This window comes from Magnetospira thiophila (genome assembly GCF_054657015.1).
The window spans coordinates 118,691-138,754 of the sequence record NZ_BAAHXF010000002.1; the positions used below are offsets into that span (position 1 = coordinate 118,691).

Sequence of the window (20,064 nt, forward strand, 5' to 3'; positions counted from 1 at the left end):
CGGGGTCGAGGGGGGCGGTTGGTGGGGCGGCGAGATTCAATCCGCCCACATATGGGTTAAAGGCATATGTTGTTGAACCGACAGGGGGCGTTTTTTTATCGTTCATCTTTGGATTGGCGATCCTAGGCCTTGCCCAATGCTTCCAGAACGAAATGGGTCAGGGGGTCGGTGTTGGCCAGATTGGCGACCCGCTGATCCAGCAGTTTGCGCGGCACGATGAAGGCTTCCACGTCGGTCAGGGCCTGCGCCGTATCCCGATAGGACCGCCGTCCGGTGAGGATTTCCGCCCCGACCAGGGTTTCCGGATTGACCGTTTCCACATAGCGGTCCTTGGGGTCCTTGCCATGCACCCGGACCACCAGGCCGTTGGTGATGTAATAGGCGACGTCGCCGTTGGAACCCTCGTCGAAAATGGTTTCGCCCTGCACGAAGGTGATGAATTCGAGGCCGTGATTGCACAGCACCGGCGGCAGGACTTCGGCTTCATCCGGCGGCGGGATCTCGGCTACCTCCGATTTCCCGGTGGCTTCGGCCAAAACCTGTTCGGGGTCCTTGGGGTCGTTTTTTTCGACCACCAGATTGCGCAGGGTATTGGCCGCCAACTGACAGAGGTCCTCGTCCAGATCCAGGCGGGCCGCGCGGTCGGCCATTTCCTCGATGGCCGATTTGAGCGGGGGATTCAGTTTGGCCCCGGGCAGGGCGGTGGCGATGCTGCCCATGCCCTTGAGGGTCTTGGCCAGACACTGCTCGATGACCGGTTGGGCTTTTTCCCGCAGGTCGGTGGTGGCGATGGCGAGCAGAAAGCCCACTTTCGATAGGGGGATGGGAATGGTGTCGCAGATGCGCTGGGTTGCCGCTCCAGGCGTGCCTTGGCCTTGGGCCTGGAACACCAGCCGTCCCCGCTGAACCACCGCCTCGGCCATGCCCGATCCGCCGCGCAAGCCCAGCGGCACGATGAGACCGCGCAACAGGCCGACGAAGGCGTCGTCCTGTTTGCCCTCGTCGCGGGTCAGGCGCTTGATGCCGCCCAACTCGCGGCGCATCCGTTCCAGCAGCACCTGGCGGCTGGAGGTCAGCCGATATTTGCCCATCGCCTCGTTGAGCCGACCGACATATTCGGGGGAGATCTTCGAAACCTCGTATTTGCCCCGCGACAGGTCGCTGAGGGTTCGCAACGCCGAGGCGAGATCCTCCTGATGGCCGAGAATCTCCTTGGTCGCTTCCGCGCCATCGAGCACTTCGGCGATGATTTCATCCACATAGGGCACCGCCGCTTTTTCGGCGTTGGGGCCGAGGAAATCCAGCGCCACTTCCAGCTTGCCGCCCCAACCGGCGGCTTGTCCAAGCGCGTGGGCCAACGCCGTGCGGATGACGAAGTCCCGTTCTCCGGGTTCGGTGCCCCCCTTGGCGGCGACGGCGGCGAAACCCTTGTCGGCCAACATGGCGCCGAGCTTTTCCACTTCGGTGGGCTTGAGCAGGCGCTCGCGCATCTGTTTGAGCATGCGGTCGAGGAAATCATAACATTCCCGCTGCGGCTTCTCGCTGGTCGTGGCATGCAGGGTCGAGACCCGCGACAGAGCCTGATTGACCAGGGTGTCGTTCATGCGGATCAGGGTCTTGGCATGGCGCTCGATATGCAGCACTTCGAGCATGGTCAGGACTTCGCGGTCCAGGTAGCGGCGCAGCAACTGGCCCATGGTTCGGCGGGCCGGGAAGCGGTAGAAATCTTCCAGAGTCTTGCACATGGGGGCCGATTCGATGGCCGATACGGTGATCGGTTTCTCGTTGCGTCCGGCGCACTTCTCTTCGTAGATGATCTTCTCGAAGCCCTGGCCGCTTTCGGAGACGACCTTGACGGCATCGTAGTTGCGCGACCCCAGAAGCTCCTCGGCCTCTTTCAGGGCGCGGGTTTCCGTCGAGTGGACGTTGGTGGCCGTCCATCGCCCCTCATTATTGGTATAGACCACGTAGGTGTATTTCTTGCGACCGAGTACCACGGAATTCAGTCTCCCTTATCGCGCGTTCAGCCTGACCGGACCTGGGCCAGGAAGTTGGATACTTCGAGCCGCAGCTTGTCCGCCTGCTGCGACAGTTGGGCCGCTCCTTCCGCCACGCTGACCGAGGCGCGTCCCGTATCTTCGACAATATGCCGTACTTCGTTGATACTGGTCGAGACTTCTGTGGTGCGGTCGGAGGCTTCGTCCACGTTGCGGGCGATTTCCTGGGTTGCCATGCCCTGTTCCTCGACGGCGGCGGCGATGTTGGCCGAAATTTCAGCGATCTGGCCGATCACCCGGCCGATGGATTCGATGGCCTCCACGGAGTCGCGCGTCGCCCCCTGAATGCCGCTGATCTGCTGGGCGATTTCCTCGGTGGCCCGACCGGTCTGGTTGGCCAGATTTTTCACTTCCGAGGCAACCACGGCAAACCCCTTGCCGGCCTCGCCGGCCCGGGCCGCCTCAATGGTGGCGTTGAGCGCCAGCAGATTGGTCTGTTCCGCGATATCGGTGATCAGCCCCACCACTTCCCCAATGCTCTGAGCGGCCTGGGCCAGTCCGTGGATCATATCGGTGGTGCGCCGAGCCTCGCTCACCGCCTCGTTGGCAAAGGCGGCGGAATGAGCCACCTGGGCGGAAATCTCGTTGATCGCCCCGGTCAACTGGTCGGCGGCGGCGGAAACCGTCTCCACGTTGGTGTCGGCGTCCTCGGCGGCGGTGCTCGCCTGCTTGGCCTGTTGCAAGGCGCTATCGGTGGCCTGACGCATGGAGGTGGCGGACTCCAGCATCTCCTCGGAGGCCCCCGCGAAGACCTCGACCACGCCGCCAATGCTGGCTTCGAACTCGGTCGCCAGGGCATTCATCATCTTGCGCTGGTTGGCCTCGGCTGTGGCCCGGAGAGTGGCCTGCTCGATTTCCATCTGGCGGACGCGAAGGGCATTGTCCTTGAAAACCTGGACGGCGTCGGCGATGGCACCGATTTCATCGCGCCGACCGATGCCGGGAACGGGGACCTTTAAATTCCCCTCGGCCAGCCTGCCCATGGCCGCCGTCATGCCGCGCAAGGGAATGGTGAGCTCCCGGCGCAGCATCAGCACGATGAGGGACAGGACCACGAAAGTGGCGACCAGATTGACCACGAACTGGGCGGTGGTGGAATGGGCCTGGGTTTCGTCCACGCGCGCCAGATTGGCGGCAACGTCCTTGGTATAGAGCACCGAGGCTTCGAGCGCCTGGGCTTGCTGGATACGGGTTTCAGTGGTCAGCTTGGCGTCTTCACGTTCCTGCTCTTCCCGCAAACTGTCGACAAAACTCTTGCTTTCGGCGAACAGGCGGATCAGCGCCTCGCGGGAGATGGCGACCTCCAGCACGCCACGCGGGGCGGAATCCTTGCCATGGCAGGCGTGACAGGCCGCATCGTTGTGCAGGACGTGATAGGAGAACAAAACCTCTCGAGGTTTGCCCTCGGTATCCAGAATTTGTCCCTCGGTTGTCACGTCGTTGCTGCCGGATCTGAGAGCCGTGAGCATGGAAGACTTGCGTTGCCCTTCGAGCATCGCTTTCTGTTTGGGGGTTCGTCGATCGAAACCGTCCGAGCCTGTATAACGATTGACGGCGTCGATGGTGTGGTTGTCGGTGAAGGCCTGGGACCCATCGGGACGCCACAGGGCGATCTCCAGAATTTCCGGGTTTTCGAGCAGCGTCTCCATGATCGCCTCGGCGGTGGAGGCCTCGCCGCTCATCATGGCGGCGCGGATCATGGTCGAGGCGGAGGCGGCGATTCCGCTGTGCTTGCCGGCGATAAAGTGCTGTTCGCCGTAGGTTTCGAGTTGCACGGCGGCGGTCGTGGCGGCGTGCGTGGCTTTCAGACGATCCTTTTGGGTCTTGATATTGCTTTTCACCAGGGTTTCGATGGCTTGGTCTTTTTGGGCCAGGATGCGCTTGACTTCGGATGCCAAATCCGTGGTTTCCTGCCGCACGTTGGCGGAGAAATAATAAACCAAACCCACATTGACGACGGCAATGATCACCACCAGCCCGACGACGGCACCGGTGATCTTGGTGGTCAGAGAGTTTATTTTGAACATGTGCCGTGCCGGTCGTTTCGTGGAATCAGAGACTTATCATGGGGAATAATGGACAAAAACCAACCCTGTGTCCATCGACACGCGCAGGGTTTCAAGGCCGGGACACTGTCCCGCTTTGCCTGACGCTGTTTTCTTGCCATATTGCGTTGTGAGCCGAACGGCGCTAACCCTGCGTCGCGAAAGATCGCCCCGCACCGAACAAGAGGACCTTCCGACCTATGGCCGGCCATTCCAAATTCAAGAACATCATGTATCGCAAAGGCGCGCAGGATAAAAAGCGGGCCCGCGAGTTCGCCAAACTTTCCCGCGAAATCATGGTCGCGGCCAAGCTGGGCACCCCCGATCCGGGCATGAATCCCCGGTTGCGCTCCGCCATTGCGGCGGCGCGCGCCCAGTCCATGCCCAAGGACAACATCGAGCGCGCCATCAAAAAGGGCTCCGGCGATCTGGACGGAGCCGATTACGTGGAAATGCGCTACGAGGGCTATGGCCCCGGCGGCGTGGCGGTCATTGTCGAAACCCTGACCGACAACAAGAATCGCACCGCTTCCGACGTGCGGGCCACGTTCAACAAGCTGGGCGGGGCGATGGGCGAGACCGGCAGCGTGTCGTTCAATTTCGAGCGCCGCGGGTTGATCACCTATGCCCTCGACAGCGCCGATGCTGAGACGATCTTCGAAGTGGCGCTGGAGGCGGGGGCCACCGACGTGGAAAGCACAGACGAGCAGCACGAAATTTCCTGCGAGCCCGACGAACTGCATGTGGTGCTTGATGCCCTGGTGGCGAAATTCGGCGACCCCACCGACTCCGGCCTCGACTGGAAACCGCTGAACACCACCGAATTGGACGAGGAAAAGGCGCGCACCCTGCTCAAGCTGGTGGATACTCTGGAAGATCACGATGATGTGCAGGACGTGTTCACCAACATGGACGTGCCCGATGACATCATGGAGAAACTGAGCGCCGAATAGGTGCGCCGGAAGGGCGGAGAACATGCGGATACTGGGCCTGGACCCGGGACTTCGGCATACGGGCTGGGGCCTCATCGACAAGACGGGGAATCACCTGACCTTCATCGCCGCCGGGAGCATCGACACTGACGCGACCCGGTCCCTGGCCGAGCGTTTGGTGCAGTTGGTCGAGGGGTTGGAGCGGGTGATTGCCGCGTTCGGCCCGGACGAGGCGGCGGTGGAGGAAACCTTCGTCAATCGCAATCCCACCTCCACATTGAAACTGGGGCAGGCTCGTGGAATTTCCTTGATGGTCCCGGCGCGGGCCGGACTGCCGGTCGCCGAGTACACCCCGAACCAGGTCAAGAAGACCGTCGTCGGCAGCGGTCATGCGGCCAAGGAACAAATCCAGATGATGGTGCGGACCCTGTTGCCCGGGGCACCGATCTCCGGGGCCGATGCCGCCGACGCCCTGGCTGTTGCCATTTGCCATGCCCACCAGCGACCGGTGGCCGCAGTATTGGCGGCGGGAGGCGGGCGATGATCGCCAAACTCAAGGGGATCGTCGATTCCATGGGCGAGGATTGGGTCATTCTCGATGTCAATGGCGTGGGCTATCTGTTGTTCTGTTCCGCCCGTACCTTGGCCCGACTACCCGATGCGGGGGGCGCGGCCAGTGTGATGGTCGAGACCCATGTGCGCGAGGACCACATCCACCTCTACGGCTTTGGCGATAGGGGCGAGCGCGAGTGGTTCCGCCTGTTGCTCACCGTGCAGGGGGTCGGGACCAAGGTGGCGCTGTCGATCCTGGGCATTCTCGATGCCGACCAGTTGCCGCAGGTCATCGCGGCCCAGGACAAGGCGGCGCTGACCCGGGCCTCGGGCGTCGGACCGAAGGTCGCGGCGCGCATTTTGTCGGAGTTGAAGGACAAGGCGGGGGCCTTGGCGCTCGGCCCGGCGGCGACCCAAAAGGGCGTTAAGGCGAGCCCGGCGTCGATGCCAGCGGAGCGCCTGTCGGCCACCCATGAGGCGGCGTCGGCATTGGTCAATCTGGGCTATGGACGGACCGAGGCGCTCGGCGCGGTGGCCCGGGCGGCGCGGGATCTGGGCGACGGGGCTGATGTGGCGGCGTTGATTAAGGGCGGTCTTTCGGCCCTGTCCAAGGAGGGGGGGGGACGATGAGCGACGATCGCTTCATCTCGCCGCATCCGGCCTCGGAAGATCATGCGGAAGCCCACCTGCGACCGCAGACCCTGGACGACTTCACCGGCCAGAAACAGGCCTGCGAGAACTTGCGGGTGTTTGTCGAGGCGGCCCGCTCGCGCGGCGAGCCGTTGGACCATGTGCTGCTCTATGGACCGCCGGGGTTGGGCAAGACCACCCTGGCGCAGATTGTCGCCCGCGAGATGGGGGTCGGCTTTCGCGCCACCTCCGGGCCGGTGATTGCCAAGCCGGGGGATCTGGCGGCGATCCTGACCAATCTGGAACCCAACGATGTCTTGTTCATTGATGAAATCCATCGACTCTCGGCGGTGGTCGAGGAGATTCTCTATCCGGCCATGGAGGATTTTCAACTCGATCTGATCATCGGCGAAGGCCCGGCGGCGCGCTCCATCCGCATTGATTTGCAGCCTTTCACCCTGGTTGGTGCAACAACCCGTTCCGGTCTCATCACCAATCCGCTGCGCGACCGCTTCGGCATTCCGCTGCGGCTGCAATTCTATACGCCGGAGGAATTGCAGGGCATCGTGCGCCGGGCCGCCGGGGTGCTGCATTTGGAATTGACCGACGACGGAGCCGACGAAATCGCCCGCCGTTCCCGGGGCACGCCGCGCATTGCCGGACGCTTGCTGCGTCGGGTGCGCGATTTCGCCACCGTCGCCGGGCGTTCGCCGGTGGATGCGCTGGCCGCCGATGCCGCCTTGCGCCGTCTGGAGGTGGACGAGCAGGGCCTGGACGCCATGGACCGGCGCTATCTGCGCTGCATCACCGATCATTACGGCGGCGGGCCGGTGGGCGTGGAGACCCTGGCCGCCGCGTTGTCGGAGCAACGGGACACCCTGGAAGAGGTCATCGAACCCTATCTGATCCAGCAGGGGCTGTTGATGCGCACGCCGCGCGGTCGGGCGCTGTCCGAGGCGGCCTATCGTCATTTGGGATTGTCGGTGCCGACCGGTCTGACCCAGATGGAACTGCTGATGGAAGTGGAGGATGAGGATGTCTGAGCATCCGACCAGCGGTCGCCTGCACGGGCAGGAGCATACTTTTCCGCTGCGCGTCTATTTCGAGGACACCGACGCCGGGGGCATCGTCTACAACGCCAGTTATCTGCGTTTTGCCGAGCGGGCGCGCACTGAAATGCTGCGCCTCAGCGGCTTCGATCACCAGCAGTTGATGGGCCAGCGGGGGCTGGCCTTGGCGGTGCGGCACCTGGAGGTGGATTTTCGGCAGGCGGCGAAACTGGACGATTCCCTGCGGGTGGTGACCCGGGTCACCGGGGTCGGCGGGGCCTCCCTGAAACTGGATCAAACCATCATGCGCGATGGCGTTGATATCTGCCATCTGAAAGTCACATTGGTCTGCATCACTCTGGCCACGGGACGCGCGACTCGGGTCCCGACGGATGTGCGGACGGCATTCGATCAATACCTGGACAACGAATAGGAACCGATGATGGAAGGCAATGCCATGGACATGGCCACGATGGGGGTGGCCGCCGGATACGATTTCTCCATGTGGGGGTTGTTCATCAAGGCCGACCTGATCGTCAAGGGCGTGATGATTCTCCTGGTTCTGGCCTCGGTCTGGTGCTGGGCGATCATTTTCGAGAAATCCCTGCGCCTGCGCCGTCTCAACAAGATGGCCAGCCAGTTCGAGGACAAGTTCTGGTCCGGCGGCTCGCTGGATGAACTCTACGACCGGGTCGGTGGCCAGCCGCGCGACCCGATGACCGCCGTGTTCGCCGCCGCCATGCGCGAATGGCGACGGGCCTCGGCCAAGGGCGTGACGCGCAGCGGCAGCAGTCGCGAAACCCTCCAGGACCGCATCGACCGGGTGATGCAGGTCACCGTCTCGCGGGAAACCGACCGCACCGAGAAATACATGACCTTCCTGGCCTCCACCGGGTCCACCGCCCCGTTCATCGGCCTGTTCGGGACCGTCTGGGGCATCATGAACAGTTTTCAGGCCATCGCCATGACCCGCAATACAAGCCTCGCCGTGGTCGCGCCGGGTATCGCCGAGGCGCTGTTCGCCACCGCCCTGGGGCTGGTGGCCGCCATTCCGGCGGTGGTCGCCTATAATAAGCTGTCGCGCGAATTGGATCGCTATACCGGACGGCTGGATACCTTTGCCGGGGAGTTCTCGGCCATCCTGTCGCGCCAGATGGAAGAGCGGGAGTAGGGCCATGGCCGTCCGTCTGAGCGATCGCACCCGCCGCCTGGGTCGCACGTCCCGTCATCGCATGGTCAGCGACATCAACGTCACCCCGATGGTCGATGTGATGCTGGTGCTGCTGGTGGTGTTCATGGTCACCGCGCCGTTGTTGACCCTTGGCGTCAAGGTCGATCTGCCGGAGGCACAGGCCAAGGTCATCGAGGGCGACGACGAGCCCCTGACCCTGACCGTCAAGGCCGACGGATCGGTTTATCTGCAAGAGGCACCGGTGGACCTGGAAAGCCTGGGGCCGCGCCTGATCGCCATCACCGGGGCCAACCCGGATGCCCGCATCTTCGTGCGCGGCGACAAGACCATCGCCTATGGCCGGGTGATGGAAGTCATGGGAGCGCTCAATCAGGCCGGATACCGCCGCGCCGCCCTGGTCACCGACCTGCCGCGTCCGAAAAAGGCCAAGTCAACCACCGCGAAGCAAGCGGGGGGAGCGGGCTGATCCCATGCGCGTCGGATTCGTCGCCTCCTTTTTTCTCCATGCCCTGGTGATCGCCGTGGCCTGGTTCGGTCTGCCTTCGCTGCGCCGGGAACCGCCGGAGGTGGATGAAGGACTCCTGGTCGATATCATGTCATTGAAGGATTTCGAGGTCTCGGAAGTGACCAATATTCCGGCGCCCGCACCAAAGCCCGAGCCGAAGCCCGAACCGAAACCTGAGCCGAAGCCCGAGCCGAAACCGGAACCCAAGCCCGAGCCCGAGCCCGAGCCAGCCCCGGCTCCCGAACCAGTCGCCGAGCCCGTTCCCGAGCCGGAACCCACCCCCGAGCCGGTGCCGGCGGCGGAACCCGAGCCTGTCCCGGAACCCGAACCCAAACCGGAGCCCAAACCGGAGCCCAAGCCGGAACCGAAACCGCTGCCGCCCAAGGCCTTGCTGAACGACAAGCCGCGCAAGAAGCCCAAGGCCCCGGATCTGTTCGCCTCCCTGGGCTCGGTGCTCAAGGATCTGGAGAAGCAGGCTCCCAAGCCGCAACCCAAAGCCGATACACCGAAGGATGACAAGGGTGACTTCCAGAAACAGATTTCCGAGGCCTTGAACATCAAGACCTCGCAGCCGAGCCGTTTCGATGGGGCGGATAAGATCTCCATCAGTGAAATTGATATCGTGCGTAGCCAGATCGCCCAATGCTGGAATGTCCCGGCGGGTGCCAAGGATGCCCAGAATCTGGTGATCGAAATCGAAGTCAAAATGAATCCCGACGGAACGGTCCGGGTGGCTGAAATCGTGGATCGTTCTCGGATGTTCAGCGACAACTTCTATCGCGCGGCGGCGGAAAGCGCTTTGCGGGCGACCTTGAATCCGCGCTGTCAGCCGTTCAAACTGCCGCCCGAGAAGTATGGTCATTGGAAGGACATGCTTCTAAGCTTCAATCCGAAGGATATGCTTTGATTCACCGGAGGAATTTCATGCGCGTGCGTTCTCTGTTTTTGTTTGTCTTATTGGCGGTGGTCCTTCTTCAGCCTTCGCTGGCGCGAGCGGAACTGCGCATCGACATCACTCGGGGCAAGGTGGAACCCCTGCCCATCGCCGTGACCGATTTCGTCGGTTCGGCCGGGGATGGCACGTCCTACGGGCAGCAAATTGCCGCTGTGGTGGCGGCCGATCTGGAGCGTTCGGGACTGTTCGCGCCCATTGACAACAAGGCCTTCATCGACCCCACGCCGTCCATGGAGACCTTGCCCACCTTTGCCAATTGGCGGGTGCTCAATGCCCAGGCGCTGGTCCAGGGCCGCACCTTTTTGATCGACGAGCGGCAATTGCGGGTGGAATTCCGGCTCTGGGATGTCTTCGCCCAGCAACAGATGACCGGGCTGGCCTATGTGGCCAACCCCGGGGAGTGGCGGCGCATCGCCCATATCATCTCGGATTCCATCTACAAGCGCCTGACCGGCGAGGATGGCTATTTCGATACCCGGATTGTCTATATCTCGCAGAGCGGCTCGCCGAAGAAGCTGATCAAACGGCTGGCGGTGATGGATCAGGACGGGGCCAATCACAGCTTCCTGACCGATGGCACGACCCTGGTGCTGACCCCGCGCTTTTCGCCGGACCAGCAGGAAATCTCTTATCTCGCCTACTACAACAATACCCCGCGGGTTTACATCTTCAACCTGGAAACCGGTCGCCATGAAGTGCTGGGCGATTTCCCCAACATGACCTTTGCGCCGCGCTTCTCGCCGGATGGCAAGCGGGTCATCATGAGCATGTCCGAAAACGGCAATTCTGAAGTTTATGTGATGGACCTGAGCACCCGTGCGGTGCGCCGTCTGACCAACCATTCGGCCATTGACACGGCCCCCTCCTTTTCCCCCGACGCCAAGGCCATCACCTTCGAATCGGATCGCGGCGGCACCCAGCAGATCTATGTCATGGATTCCAATGGAGCCAATGTGCGCCGCATCAGTTTTGGCGAGGGACGGTACGCCACCCCGGTCTGGTCACCGCGCGGCGACCTGATCGCTTTCACCAAGATTCTCAAGGGGCGCTTCTATATCGGCGTCATGCGACCGGACGGCAGCGGCGAGCGTTTGCTGGCCGACGGCTATCTGGTGGAATCCCCGACCTGGGCCCCCAACGGGCGCGTTTTGATGTTCTTCCGCGAGAACCCAACCAACGACGGGGCCACGGTCTCGAAAATCTTCACCATTGATTTGACCGGTCATAATGAGCGCCAGATCATCACCCCCGCAGGGGGCTCCGATCCGGCTTGGTCGCCCTTGATTCCTTAGGCGGTCGTGGTATAGTGCGCCCGACTTCGTAATCGTTTAACGTGCCGTGAGGGCGAGTCGCCCCGGCAGACGAGGCATGGTTCAAATCGATCCAACAGGGCGATCACAGTCCCGCTGGGGGTCGTTTGTTGAAGTAACTCATACCCCGCTTGGGAGATCTAGTTATGCGTTTCAAGGTTCTGAGTGCTGTTGCGGCTCTGATGTTGGTTGCCGCGTGCTCCTCCACCCCGGAAGAAACCGGCGATGCCGCGGGCACCGGCGGAAAGACAGGCAACGGCTCCATGGTCTCTTCCGCACCGATGGAAAAAATGGGGCCGAAGGCGGGCAGCAGCGACGAGTTCGTGGTCACCGTCGGTGATACCGTGAACTTCGATTTCGACAGCTACGCCCTGTCGCCCATGGTGCAGGCGAAGCTGGAGGCTCAGGCCGCCTGGCTGAAGCTTTATCCCAGCGTCACCGTTTCCGTCGAAGGTCATTGCGACGAGCGCGGCACCCGCGAGTACAACATCGCCCTGGGCGACCGTCGCGCCAATGCGGTCAAGGACTATCTGGTGGCCCTGGGTGTCAATGGCAATCGGGTCAAGACAATCTCCTTCGGCAAGGAACGTCCGGTGGCCCTGGGTCATAACGAGCAGGCTTGGTCGCAGAACCGGCGCGGCGTGACCGTGATCACCGGCGGTGCCAACTCCTGATCGGCCTTCGATCCATCGACTGATGCAACGCCCGTCTTCCATCCCCGGAGGACGGGCGCTTTGCTTTGGGGATGCCTTGAGATGGCCCCAATTGGATTCTACAGCAGATGCACGTGACGTATAGGGCGGGAGGCGACGCATGATCGGTGGCAGGCAGGGCGTAACAGGGCTGGCCGTGGTGGTCCTTTGTATGACAGCACTGTGGGTCGGCCCGGCCCGGGCTCAGGACGGACAGGCGCTGGCGGACCGTCTGGATCGCCTGGAACGGGACATCCAGGCGGTGACCCGCATGGTGGCCCGTGGTGGCACGGGGTCCCTTCCCGCGACCGTCTCCGGGACTCAAGAGAGTGCGCCGATCCTCGAAACCGGTCCGGCGGCGGCCCGGTTGTCGGTGCATGTGCAGTCGGTGGAACGGGACATGCAGACCCTGACCGGGCGGGTGGAGGAATTCACCTTCCGTCTGGATCAGTTGGACAAGCGCCTGGAAAAACTGACCACCGACATGGAATACCGTCTTTCCACCCTGGAGCAGCGGAGGTCGGGAGTCTCGCCGAGAGCGCCCCAGACCGGCGCGATGACCCCGGCGCGTTCCGGGACCTTGACCGCCGCCGATCTGGTGCCGTCGTCGGCCCTGACCCCCGCTCCGAGCGCGCCTGCGGCACAGCCGGGCGTTTTGGGGACCATCAACCAGAGCGATCTGGACGCCCTGAAAAAAGTAACCCAGACCATGCCGCAATCGACAGAGCAGGCGGCCGCGACAGCCCCGCAATCCGCCGCTGCCAGCCTGCCCCAGGGGTCGCCGCAGGATCAATACAGCTATGCCTTCGATCTGTTGCGCAAAACCGAATACGCGCAGGCGGAACAGGCGCTGACGGCCTTCATCGACAAATACGGCACGACCAAGGAGCCACTGCTTGGCAACGCCTATTATTGGCTTGGCGAGACCTACTACGTGCGCAGCGACTTCGTGTCCGCCGCCCGCACCTTCCTGGAAGGCTATCAGAAGCATCCGCTGGGGAGCAAAGCGCCCGATACCCTGCTCAAGCTGGGCATGGCTTTGGCCAACCTGGGAAAACCGAAGGAGGCCTGCGCCACCTTTGGCAAGCTGCTCGAAGAACAGACCAAGGCGTCGGCCAGCCTGCGCGGTCGGGCCGAAAGCGAGCAACGGCGCACCGGCTGTCCGTGACCCCGGACGACCCCCTGGGGGCGGAAGAATTCGCCCGCGCCATGGCCGCCTTCGCGCCGTTCGAGCCGCGTCCCCGTCTGGCGGTCGCCGTCTCCGGCGGCGCGGACAGTCTGGCCCTGGCGCTGCTGGCCGAGGGCTGGGCACGGCAACGGGGCGGTTCCGTCTTGGCCCTGACCGTCGATCACCGGCTGCGTCTGGACTCCACAGCCGAGGCGGAGCGGGTCGGACAGATTCTGGCGACCCGTTCCATTGCCCACGCCATCCTTCCCTGGCGGACGGAAAAACCACGCCACGGTGTGCAGGCGGCGGCCCGCGAGGCCCGCTACCGGTTGCTCGGCGAGGCCTGCCGGACGGCGGGTGTTTTACATTTGCTGCTCGGCCACCACCAAGACGACCAGGCGGAAACCCTGGCCCTGCGCCGGGAGGCGGGCAGCGGGCCGGAGGGGCTGGCCGGCATGGCGGCCCTGCGCGAAACCGACTGGGGGCGGCTGCTGCGCCCGCTGCTGGAGGTCCCGGCGACACGGTTGCGGGCCACCCTGCGGACCCTGGATCAGCCGTGGATCAGTGATCCGTCCAACCGGGACCGCAGCTTTACCCGGGTGCGGCTGCGACAGGATCTTTCGAATGGGGAAAAGCAGGACCTGTTGCATGCCTGTCGAGCCAGCGCGCGGCAACGTCGGCAGGGGGAGACCGACTGCGCCCGTCTGCTGGCTGCGGCCTGTCGGCTGTTTCCCACGGGCCAGGCCTGGGTCTCCGCCGGACCCTGGAACGCGGCCCCTTTGGCCGTACGGCGACAGGCTCTGTCGCGCCTACTGATGACCGTCGGGGGGCGCGCCTACCCGCCCGCGTCCCAGGGCCTGGAACGACTCCTGAAACAAGGCGGGACGCTCGGCGGCTGCCGCATTCAGCATAAGGGGCAGGCCGGGTTTTGGGCGTTCCGCGAGGTCGGGCGGGGACGCCCGGAAACGGTAAGCGTCGGACCGGGGCCGCTGTTTTGGGATGGCCGATTCCGGCTGCATCTGGAGGGGCCGGAGGCGACCCCGGATCCCTGGCGGGTCGCGCCGCTCGGACAGTCCGGGTGGAATCGTCTGCGGGCCGAACGACCGGATGGGCACCGCCGGATGGGACTTCAGGCGGCGGCCTTGTCGCTGCCTGCCTTGTGGCGGGGAGACGATCTGAGCGCGGTGCCGAGCCTGGGTTTCGGTGATTTCGCAGGGCCGGGGAACGGGTTGCGGGTCGCCTCCTGTGTCTTCGCCCCGCGATCGGCACTTTCTCCAGGCGGATTTTTCCTTGCTTCGGGGGCGTTTCGTACTATTTCTTATCCATGACAAATCTATCCTGCGGGGCCGCAACTTGGCGGCGATCCTGCGGACGATAGCGACACAAAGGATACGGATGTGAATTTCAGCCGCAACCTGGCCCTCTGGATCATCATCGGGGTGTTGTTGTTTGCCCTGTTCCAGATTTTTCAAAGCGCCTCCCAACAGCCGGCCCGGAGCAGTCAATCCTACACCGAGTTTCTGACGGCGGTGGAGACCGGCGAGGTGACCAACGTCACCATCCAGGGGCGTAACATTTATGGCAATTATCGGGACGGACGTCCTTTCACCACCTATGCGCCCGACGATCCGAAGCTGATCGACCGGTTGAACGACAAGGGGGTGACGGTCACCGCCAAACCGATGGAAGAAGGCAGCATCCTGGTCAATATCCTGGTCAGCTGGTTCCCCTTCCTGTTGCTGATCGGCGTGTGGATTTTCCTCATGCGGCAGATGCAGTCGGGCGGCGGCAAGGCCATGGGCTTCGGCAAATCGAAAGCCAAGCTGCTGACCGAGAAGTCCGGTCGCGTGACCTTCGAAGAGGTGGCGGGCATCGACGAAGCCAAGCAGGAACTTGAGGAAATCGTCGAGTTTCTGCGCGATCCGCACCGCTTCCAGCGTTTGGGCGGACAAATCCCCAAGGGTGTGCTGCTGGTCGGACCTCCGGGCACCGGCAAGACCCTGCTGGCCCGGGCCATCGCCGGTGAAGCCAATGTGCCGTTTTTCACCATCTCCGGTTCCGATTTCGTGGAAATGTTCGTCGGTGTCGGGGCCTCGCGGGTGCGCGACATGTTCGAACAGGGCAAAAAGAATGCGCCTTGCCTGATCTTCATCGACGAAATCGACGCCGTCGGTCGCCATCGTGGGGCCGGTCTCGGCGGCGGCAACGACGAGCGGGAACAGACCCTCAATCAGTTGCTGGTCGAGATGGACGGTTTCGAGTCCAACGAGGGTGTCATTCTCATCGCCGCCACCAACCGGCCCGACGTGCTGGACCCGGCGTTGCTGCGTCCCGGTCGCTTCGACCGTCAGGTAGTGGTGCCCAACCCGGACATTATCGGTCGCGAAAAGATTCTCAAGGTGCATATGCGCAAGGTGACCCTGGGTCCCGATGTGGAGCCCCGCGTCATTGCCCGCGGCACCCCCGGGTTCTCGGGTGCCGATCTGGCTAATCTGGTCAACGAGGCGGCGCTGCTGGCCGCCCGGGCCGGCAAGCGCATGGTCACCATGACCGACTTCGAGGCGGCCAAGGACAAAGTGATGATGGGAGCCGAGCGGCGCTCCATGGTGATGTCCGAAGACGAGAAGAAACTGACCGCCTATCACGAAGCGGGGCACGCCCTGGTCGGTATTCACATGCCGAAGACCGATCCGCTGCACAAGGTGACGATTATCCCGCGCGGGCGGGCGCTGGGCCTGACCATGCAACTGCCGGAACGCGACAAGCTCAGTCAGTCGAAACTGGAGTTGGAATCCCTGTTGGCCATTCTCTATGGCGGCCGCATCGCCGAGGATCTGGTGTTCGGCCCGGAAAACGTGACCACCGGGGCGGGCAGCGACATCATGCGGGCCACCGATCTGGCGCGCAAGATGGTCACCGAGTTCGGTTTCTCCGACAAGCTGGGGCCACTGCGTTACAGCGATAATCAAGAAGAAGTGTTCCTGGGCCATTCGGTGACCCAGCACAAGAACGTCTCCGACTCCACGGCGCAGATCATTGATGCCGAAATCCGCCGCTTTATCGAGGATGCGGAGGCCAATGCCCGGCGCATTCTGAGCGAGCATATGGACGACCTGGAAAGCATCGCCCAGGCTTTGTTGGAATATGAAACCCTGTCGGGCGAGGATGTGCGTGGTTTGTTGGCCGGCGAGGGCATCCATCGACCGGACGAGGACGATCCCAAGTCTACGGGCGGTCGCCGGACCTCGGTGCCGACCACCGACGCCGGAGCCACCAAGAAGGGCGGCTCGACCCCCTGGAGCGGCAAACCGGCCACGGAAACCTGAGTCGGTCCCGATGCTTGAACTGCGAAACCCTGCTCCGGCGGGGTTTCGTTCTATGGAGGGAGGCCATGTACAGATACAGGCGCGTCATGGCCGTGCTTGACACGGCCATCCAGTCTATCAGCCCAGCTGGTCGTAAAGGTCATTCCATTCTGGATTTGCGCCGAGAATTAATTGAACCTTCCAAGCTCGGGGCCAGTGCTTTATGTTCTTTTCACGCTGAATCGCGCTTCGGATTTCCTCATGAGGTTCGGCATAGACGAGTCGCTTCAAGCCGTAGCGTTTGGTAAATCCGTCTGCCGCACTTTCCCGGTGTTCCCAAACACGTCGTGGAAGGTTGCTGGTCACACCCACATACAGAGTGCCGTACGGTCTATTCGTCATAATGTAGACCCAAGCTCCAGGCATGTTGAAATCCTATGCCGAAATTAAGGTATTCGAAAATGAGACTTGGATGGCCGTGTCAAGCACGGCCATGACAGTGGCGTATAATGTATAGTCTGTTGCAGGATGCCGAGATCAGATTTTAGAAAATAGTTTGATTTGTCTCAGCCGCGCTTTCGAGGAAATACAGAGGAATAGGCATATCCATGACTCGCGAATTCGCCGGTTTTCTGCTCGACAAGCCTGTCATCATGGGCATCGTCAATGTGACCCCGGACAGCTTCTCTGACGGCGGCGACCATCCGACGGCGGAGACCGCCATTGCCCATGGGCGACGGCTGCGCGAGGAGGGGGCGCATATTCTGGATATCGGCGGCGAGTCCACCCGTCCCGGCGCGGCCCCGGTGTCGGAGGAAGAAGAACTGGCGCGTATTCTGCCGGTGATCCGGGCGCTGGCCAATGACGGGGCGGTGATTTCCGTCGACACCCGACATGCCCGGGTGATGGAGGCGGCGATTCGGGCCGGGGCGGAAATCATCAACGATGTCACGGCCCTGACCGGCGACCCGGACTCCCTGGCCACGGCGGCGCGGCTGGAGGTGCCGGTGGTGCTGATGCATATGCAGGGCGAGCCGCAGACCATGCAGAAGAACCCCCATTACGACAATGTGGTGGGCGAGATGCGGGCCTTCCTGGCCGAACGGGTGGCGGCCTGTCGGGCGGCGGGTATGATCAGCGCCAATATCTGCGTTGATCCGGGCATTGGCTTCGGCAAGACGGTCGAACATAATCTCCAACTGATCCGCCATCTGGAGAACCTGCGGGTGGACGATTGCGCCTTGATGCTGGGGTTGTCCCGCAAGAGCCTGATCGGTCAGTTGAGCGGCAATGCGCAACCCAAGGATCGCCTGCCCGGGTCGGTTGCCGGAGCGCTGTTCGCGCTCGGGCGGGGGGCGGAAATCTTTCGAGTGCACGACGTGGCGGCGACCCGTCAGGCGATGACGGTGTGGCAGGCATTGGAAGGATGAGAGATTGTCCGAGTTGTGCTAGTTTGCTATTTCTTGGCCCTGAAATCGAGGGATGATCACATGACACGCAAGCTTTTCGGCACCGATGGCATTCGCGGGACGGCCAATACGTTTCCCATGACTGCCGAGGTGGCGCTCAAGGTGGGGATGGCCGCCGGGGCCTATTTCCGGCGCGGCAACCATCGCCACAGGGTGGTGATCGGCAAGGATACCCGGTTGTCCGGCTACATGATCGAACCGGCGCTGACCGCCGGGTTCGTGGCCATGGGCATGGATGCGGTACTGGTCGGTCCGATGCCGACTCCGGCCATCGCCATGCTGACCCGCAGCATGCGGGCCGATCTGGGGGTGATGATCTCGGCCTCCCACAATGCTTTTCAGGATAATGGCATCAAGCTGTTCGGTCCCGATGGCTACAAGCTTTCCGACGAAGACGAGGCGGCCATTGAGGCCCGCATCAATTCCGATCCCAGCGAAGGCATGGCCCCGGCGGAACGGCTGGGCCGGGCGCGACGGCTGGAGGATGTGCTCGGGCGCTATACGGAATACGTGAAGCGGACTTTTCCGCGCGGTTTGAGTCTGGATGGTCTGAAGGTGGTCATAGATTGCGCCAACGGGGCGGCCTACAAGGTGGCCCCGGAAGTGCTTTGGGAACTGGGGGCCGAGGTGATTCCGCTGGGCGTCTCGCCAAACGGCACCAACATCAACGATGGTTGCGGCTCCACGGCCACCGAGGCCATGCGCGTCCAGGTCATCACCCACAAGGCCGATGTGGGCATCGCCCTTGATGGCGACGCTGACCGGGTGCTGATCGCCGATGAAAAGGGCACCCTGGTGGACGGCGACCAGATCATGGGCCTGATCGCTTCCCAGTGGGCCGAGGACGGTCTGCTGCATGGCGACGGGTTGGTGGCGACGGTGATGTCCAATCTGGGCCTGGAGCGCTTCTTGAAGAGTCGGGGGCTGAATTTGCACCGTACCCAGGTTGGCGACCGCTATGTGGTCGAATACATGCGCGAGCACGATTTCAACGTCGGCGGCGAGCAGTCCGGGCATATCGTGCTGGGCGACCATGCCACCACCGGCGATGGCCTGTTGGCGGCATTGCAGGTGCTGGCGGTGCTCAAGCAGCGCGGCGACCCGGCCAGCTCGGCCTGTCGTCTGTTTGATCCGTTGCCCCAGTTGCTGCGCAACGTGCGCTTCTCCGGCGGTCAGCCGCTGGATGAAAAGACGGTCAAGGAGGCCATTGCTGAGGGCGAGTCGAAACTCAATGGGACCGGGCGCCTGCTGATTCGCAAGTCGGGCACTGAGCCGCTGATCCGGGTGATGGCGGAAGGCGAGGACCATTCCCTGATCACCTCCGTGGTCACTGATATCTGCACGGCCATTGAAGGCAGCGCTCCATGAAGGGTCGGGTGCTGATCGTTGCCGGGTCGGACTCCGGCGGCGGGGCCGGCATTCAGGCCGACCTGAAAACGGTGACCTGTCTCGGCGGCTATGCCGCCACCGCCATCACCGCCCTGACGGCCCAGAATACCATGGGGGTCAGCGGAATTCTTGACGTTCCCCCGGACTTTATCGCCCGCCAGATGATTGCCGTTCTGGAGGATATCGGGGCCGACTGCATCAAGCTCGGCATGCTGCATCGGCCCGAGGTCATTGAGGCCGTGGTCGAGGTTCTCGACAGCCATGCGCCGGATGTGCCGCTGGTGGTCGATCCGGTGATGGTGGCCAAGGGCGGGGCCACGCTGCTTGAAGAGTCGGCGGTCTCGGCGCTCAAGTCGCTGTTGCTCTCGCGGGCCAGCCTGCTGACGCCCAATGTGCCGGAAGCCGAAGTGCTGACCGAAATTTCCGTCACCGACGCGCAAAGCGTCGAACATGCGGGCAGGTTGCTCAGTGCCATGGGGGCCAAGGCCGTGCTCATGAAGGGTGGTCATTTGGTTGGCGACACGGTGATTGATCGTCTGATGGAAGGGGGAAAGGTGAGTCGCACCTTCAGCAGCCCGCGCATCGAGACGCGCCACACCCATGGGACCGGCTGCACCCTGGCCTCGGCCATCGCCACGGGATTGGCGCAGGGGCTTTCGGTGGTCGATGCGGTGACCCGCGCGCGGCGCTATGTGCAGTTGGCCATTGAAACCGCCCCTGGTCTCGGGCAGGGACAGGGGCCGCTGAATCACGGACATACGGTCTCTGCCCCTTAGACGTTGATCTTCACGGCACGATGAGCGAGGGCTTTTAG

Annotated in this window: 19 protein-coding genes; 16 read left to right on the plus strand and 3 right to left on the minus strand. The window is 63.0% G+C overall.

The features are described 5' to 3' along the window. Window positions 1–122: 122 nt before the first annotated feature. Window positions 123–1,997 carry a cyclic nucleotide-binding domain-containing protein gene (locus tag ACYQ1P_RS10185; protein ID WP_460020252.1) on the minus strand — a complete coding sequence of 625 codons (1,875 nt, stop codon included), beginning with the start codon at window positions 1,995–1,997 and terminating at the stop codon, window positions 123–125. Window positions 1,998–2,023: 26 nt separating this feature from the next. Further along, a complete protein-coding gene (locus tag ACYQ1P_RS10190) occupies window positions 2,024–4,084 on the minus strand; it encodes a methyl-accepting chemotaxis protein (protein ID WP_460020253.1) in 2,061 nt (686 codons plus the stop codon). A 218-nt stretch (window positions 4,085–4,302) separates the two neighbouring features. On the opposite strand from ACYQ1P_RS10190, the gene ACYQ1P_RS10195 reads away from it, so the two are divergent. The 13 genes from ACYQ1P_RS10195 (at window position 4,303) to ftsH (ending at window position 16,413) form a co-directional block, all read left to right on the plus strand. Next, a complete protein-coding gene (locus ACYQ1P_RS10195; protein ID WP_460020254.1) occupies window positions 4,303–5,055 on the plus strand; it encodes a YebC/PmpR family DNA-binding transcriptional regulator in 753 nt (250 codons plus the stop codon). 22 nt (window positions 5,056–5,077) lie between these two features. Further along, the gene (gene ruvC, locus ACYQ1P_RS10200) at window positions 5,078–5,578 is read left to right on the plus strand and encodes a crossover junction endodeoxyribonuclease RuvC (RefSeq protein ID WP_460020255.1); all 501 of its coding nucleotides are present in this window, start codon (window positions 5,078–5,080) and stop codon (window positions 5,576–5,578) included. Next, entirely contained in the window at window positions 5,575–6,216 is a 642-nt protein-coding gene (gene ruvA, locus ACYQ1P_RS10205) for a Holliday junction branch migration protein RuvA (protein ID WP_460020256.1), read from the plus strand. Before ruvC ends, ruvA begins: the two co-directional genes overlap by 4 nt. Further along, window positions 6,213–7,259, plus strand: a complete 1,047-nt coding sequence (gene ruvB, locus ACYQ1P_RS10210) for a Holliday junction branch migration DNA helicase RuvB (protein WP_460020257.1) — start codon at window positions 6,213–6,215, stop codon at window positions 7,257–7,259. Before ruvA ends, ruvB begins: the two co-directional genes overlap by 4 nt. Next, window positions 7,252–7,698 carry a tol-pal system-associated acyl-CoA thioesterase gene (ybgC, locus tag ACYQ1P_RS10215; protein ID WP_460020258.1) on the plus strand — a complete coding sequence of 149 codons (447 nt, stop codon included), beginning with the start codon at window positions 7,252–7,254 and terminating at the stop codon, window positions 7,696–7,698. Before ruvB ends, ybgC begins: the two co-directional genes overlap by 8 nt. Before the next feature lie 9 nt (window positions 7,699–7,707). Continuing rightward, window positions 7,708–8,436: a protein TolQ gene (gene tolQ / locus ACYQ1P_RS10220; RefSeq protein ID WP_460021634.1), complete on the plus strand. Its 729-nt coding sequence runs from the start codon at window positions 7,708–7,710 to the stop codon at window positions 8,434–8,436. A gap of 4 nt (window positions 8,437–8,440) precedes the next feature. After that, on the plus strand, window positions 8,441–8,923 hold the full coding sequence (locus ACYQ1P_RS10225; protein WP_460020259.1) for a biopolymer transporter ExbD: 483 nt from the start codon (window positions 8,441–8,443) through the stop codon (window positions 8,921–8,923). A 4-nt stretch (window positions 8,924–8,927) separates the two neighbouring features. Beyond that, the gene (locus tag ACYQ1P_RS10230) at window positions 8,928–9,869 is read left to right on the plus strand and encodes an energy transducer TonB (RefSeq protein ID WP_460020260.1); all 942 of its coding nucleotides are present in this window, start codon (window positions 8,928–8,930) and stop codon (window positions 9,867–9,869) included. A gap of 17 nt (window positions 9,870–9,886) precedes the next feature. Beyond that, window positions 9,887–11,209: a Tol-Pal system beta propeller repeat protein TolB gene (tolB, locus tag ACYQ1P_RS10235; RefSeq protein WP_460020261.1), complete on the plus strand. Its 1,323-nt coding sequence runs from the start codon at window positions 9,887–9,889 to the stop codon at window positions 11,207–11,209. A 164-nt stretch (window positions 11,210–11,373) separates the two neighbouring features. After that, window positions 11,374–11,901: a peptidoglycan-associated lipoprotein Pal gene (gene pal, locus ACYQ1P_RS10240; RefSeq protein WP_460020262.1), complete on the plus strand. Its 528-nt coding sequence runs from the start codon at window positions 11,374–11,376 to the stop codon at window positions 11,899–11,901. Between the two features lie 139 nt (window positions 11,902–12,040). Continuing rightward, a complete protein-coding gene (ybgF, locus tag ACYQ1P_RS10245; protein WP_460020263.1) occupies window positions 12,041–13,087 on the plus strand; it encodes a tol-pal system protein YbgF in 1,047 nt (348 codons plus the stop codon). After that, window positions 13,084–14,415 (plus strand): tRNA lysidine(34) synthetase TilS, encoded by a 1,332-nt coding sequence (tilS, locus tag ACYQ1P_RS10250; RefSeq protein ID WP_460020264.1) that lies wholly within the window; start codon window positions 13,084–13,086, stop codon window positions 14,413–14,415. The genes ybgF and tilS overlap by 4 nt, the downstream gene beginning before the upstream one ends. 69 nt (window positions 14,416–14,484) lie before the next feature. Further along, window positions 14,485–16,413 (plus strand): ATP-dependent zinc metalloprotease FtsH, encoded by a 1,929-nt coding sequence (gene ftsH / locus ACYQ1P_RS10255; protein WP_460020265.1) that lies wholly within the window; start codon window positions 14,485–14,487, stop codon window positions 16,411–16,413. 117 nt (window positions 16,414–16,530) lie between these two features. Here ftsH and ACYQ1P_RS10260 read toward each other — a convergent pair whose 3' ends face one another. Further along, window positions 16,531–16,818: a GIY-YIG nuclease family protein gene (locus tag ACYQ1P_RS10260; protein ID WP_460020266.1), complete on the minus strand. Its 288-nt coding sequence runs from the start codon at window positions 16,816–16,818 to the stop codon at window positions 16,531–16,533. A gap of 182 nt (window positions 16,819–17,000) precedes the next feature. Here ACYQ1P_RS10260 and folP point away from each other — a divergent pair, with 182 nt between their 5' ends. Genes folP through thiD form a run of 3 tightly spaced genes read left to right on the plus strand, consistent with a single transcriptional unit; the run spans window position 17,001 to window position 20,026 of the window. Next, window positions 17,001–17,822 (plus strand): dihydropteroate synthase, encoded by an 822-nt coding sequence (folP, locus tag ACYQ1P_RS10265; protein ID WP_460020267.1) that lies wholly within the window; start codon window positions 17,001–17,003, stop codon window positions 17,820–17,822. A gap of 60 nt (window positions 17,823–17,882) precedes the next feature. Next, a complete protein-coding gene (gene glmM, locus ACYQ1P_RS10270; RefSeq protein ID WP_460020268.1) occupies window positions 17,883–19,229 on the plus strand; it encodes a phosphoglucosamine mutase in 1,347 nt (448 codons plus the stop codon). Then, entirely contained in the window at window positions 19,226–20,026 is an 801-nt protein-coding gene (gene thiD / locus ACYQ1P_RS10275) for a bifunctional hydroxymethylpyrimidine kinase/phosphomethylpyrimidine kinase (RefSeq protein WP_460020269.1), read from the plus strand. Before glmM ends, thiD begins: the two co-directional genes overlap by 4 nt. The last annotated feature ends 38 nt before the right edge of the window (window positions 20,027–20,064 follow it).

Coding starts and splice junctions, on each gene's coding strand:
- ACYQ1P_RS10195 (WP_460020254.1), top strand. CDS start 4,303: ATGGCCGGCCATTCCAAATTCAAGAACATCATGTATCGCAAAGGCGCG.
- ruvC (WP_460020255.1), top strand. CDS start 5,078: ATGCGGATACTGGGCCTGGACCCGGGACTTCGGCATACGGGCTGGGGC.
- folP (WP_460020267.1), top strand. CDS start 17,001: ATGACTCGCGAATTCGCCGGTTTTCTGCTCGACAAGCCTGTCATCATG.
- tolQ (WP_460021634.1), top strand. CDS start 7,708: ATGGAAGGCAATGCCATGGACATGGCCACGATGGGGGTGGCCGCCGGA.
- glmM (WP_460020268.1), top strand. CDS start 17,883: ATGACACGCAAGCTTTTCGGCACCGATGGCATTCGCGGGACGGCCAAT.
- ybgC (WP_460020258.1), top strand. CDS start 7,252: ATGTCTGAGCATCCGACCAGCGGTCGCCTGCACGGGCAGGAGCATACT.
- tolB (WP_460020261.1), top strand. CDS start 9,887: ATGCGCGTGCGTTCTCTGTTTTTGTTTGTCTTATTGGCGGTGGTCCTT.
- ACYQ1P_RS10190 (WP_460020253.1), bottom strand. CDS start 4,084: ATGTTCAAAATAAACTCTCTGACCACCAAGATCACCGGTGCCGTCGTC.
- ruvB (WP_460020257.1), top strand. CDS start 6,213: ATGAGCGACGATCGCTTCATCTCGCCGCATCCGGCCTCGGAAGATCAT.
- thiD (WP_460020269.1), top strand. CDS start 19,226: ATGAAGGGTCGGGTGCTGATCGTTGCCGGGTCGGACTCCGGCGGCGGG.
- ACYQ1P_RS10230 (WP_460020260.1), top strand. CDS start 8,928: ATGCGCGTCGGATTCGTCGCCTCCTTTTTTCTCCATGCCCTGGTGATC.
- ACYQ1P_RS10225 (WP_460020259.1), top strand. CDS start 8,441: ATGGCCGTCCGTCTGAGCGATCGCACCCGCCGCCTGGGTCGCACGTCC.
- pal (WP_460020262.1), top strand. CDS start 11,374: ATGCGTTTCAAGGTTCTGAGTGCTGTTGCGGCTCTGATGTTGGTTGCC.
- ybgF (WP_460020263.1), top strand. CDS start 12,041: ATGATCGGTGGCAGGCAGGGCGTAACAGGGCTGGCCGTGGTGGTCCTT.
- ruvA (WP_460020256.1), top strand. CDS start 5,575: ATGATCGCCAAACTCAAGGGGATCGTCGATTCCATGGGCGAGGATTGG.
- ACYQ1P_RS10260 (WP_460020266.1), bottom strand. CDS start 16,818: ATGCCTGGAGCTTGGGTCTACATTATGACGAATAGACCGTACGGCACT.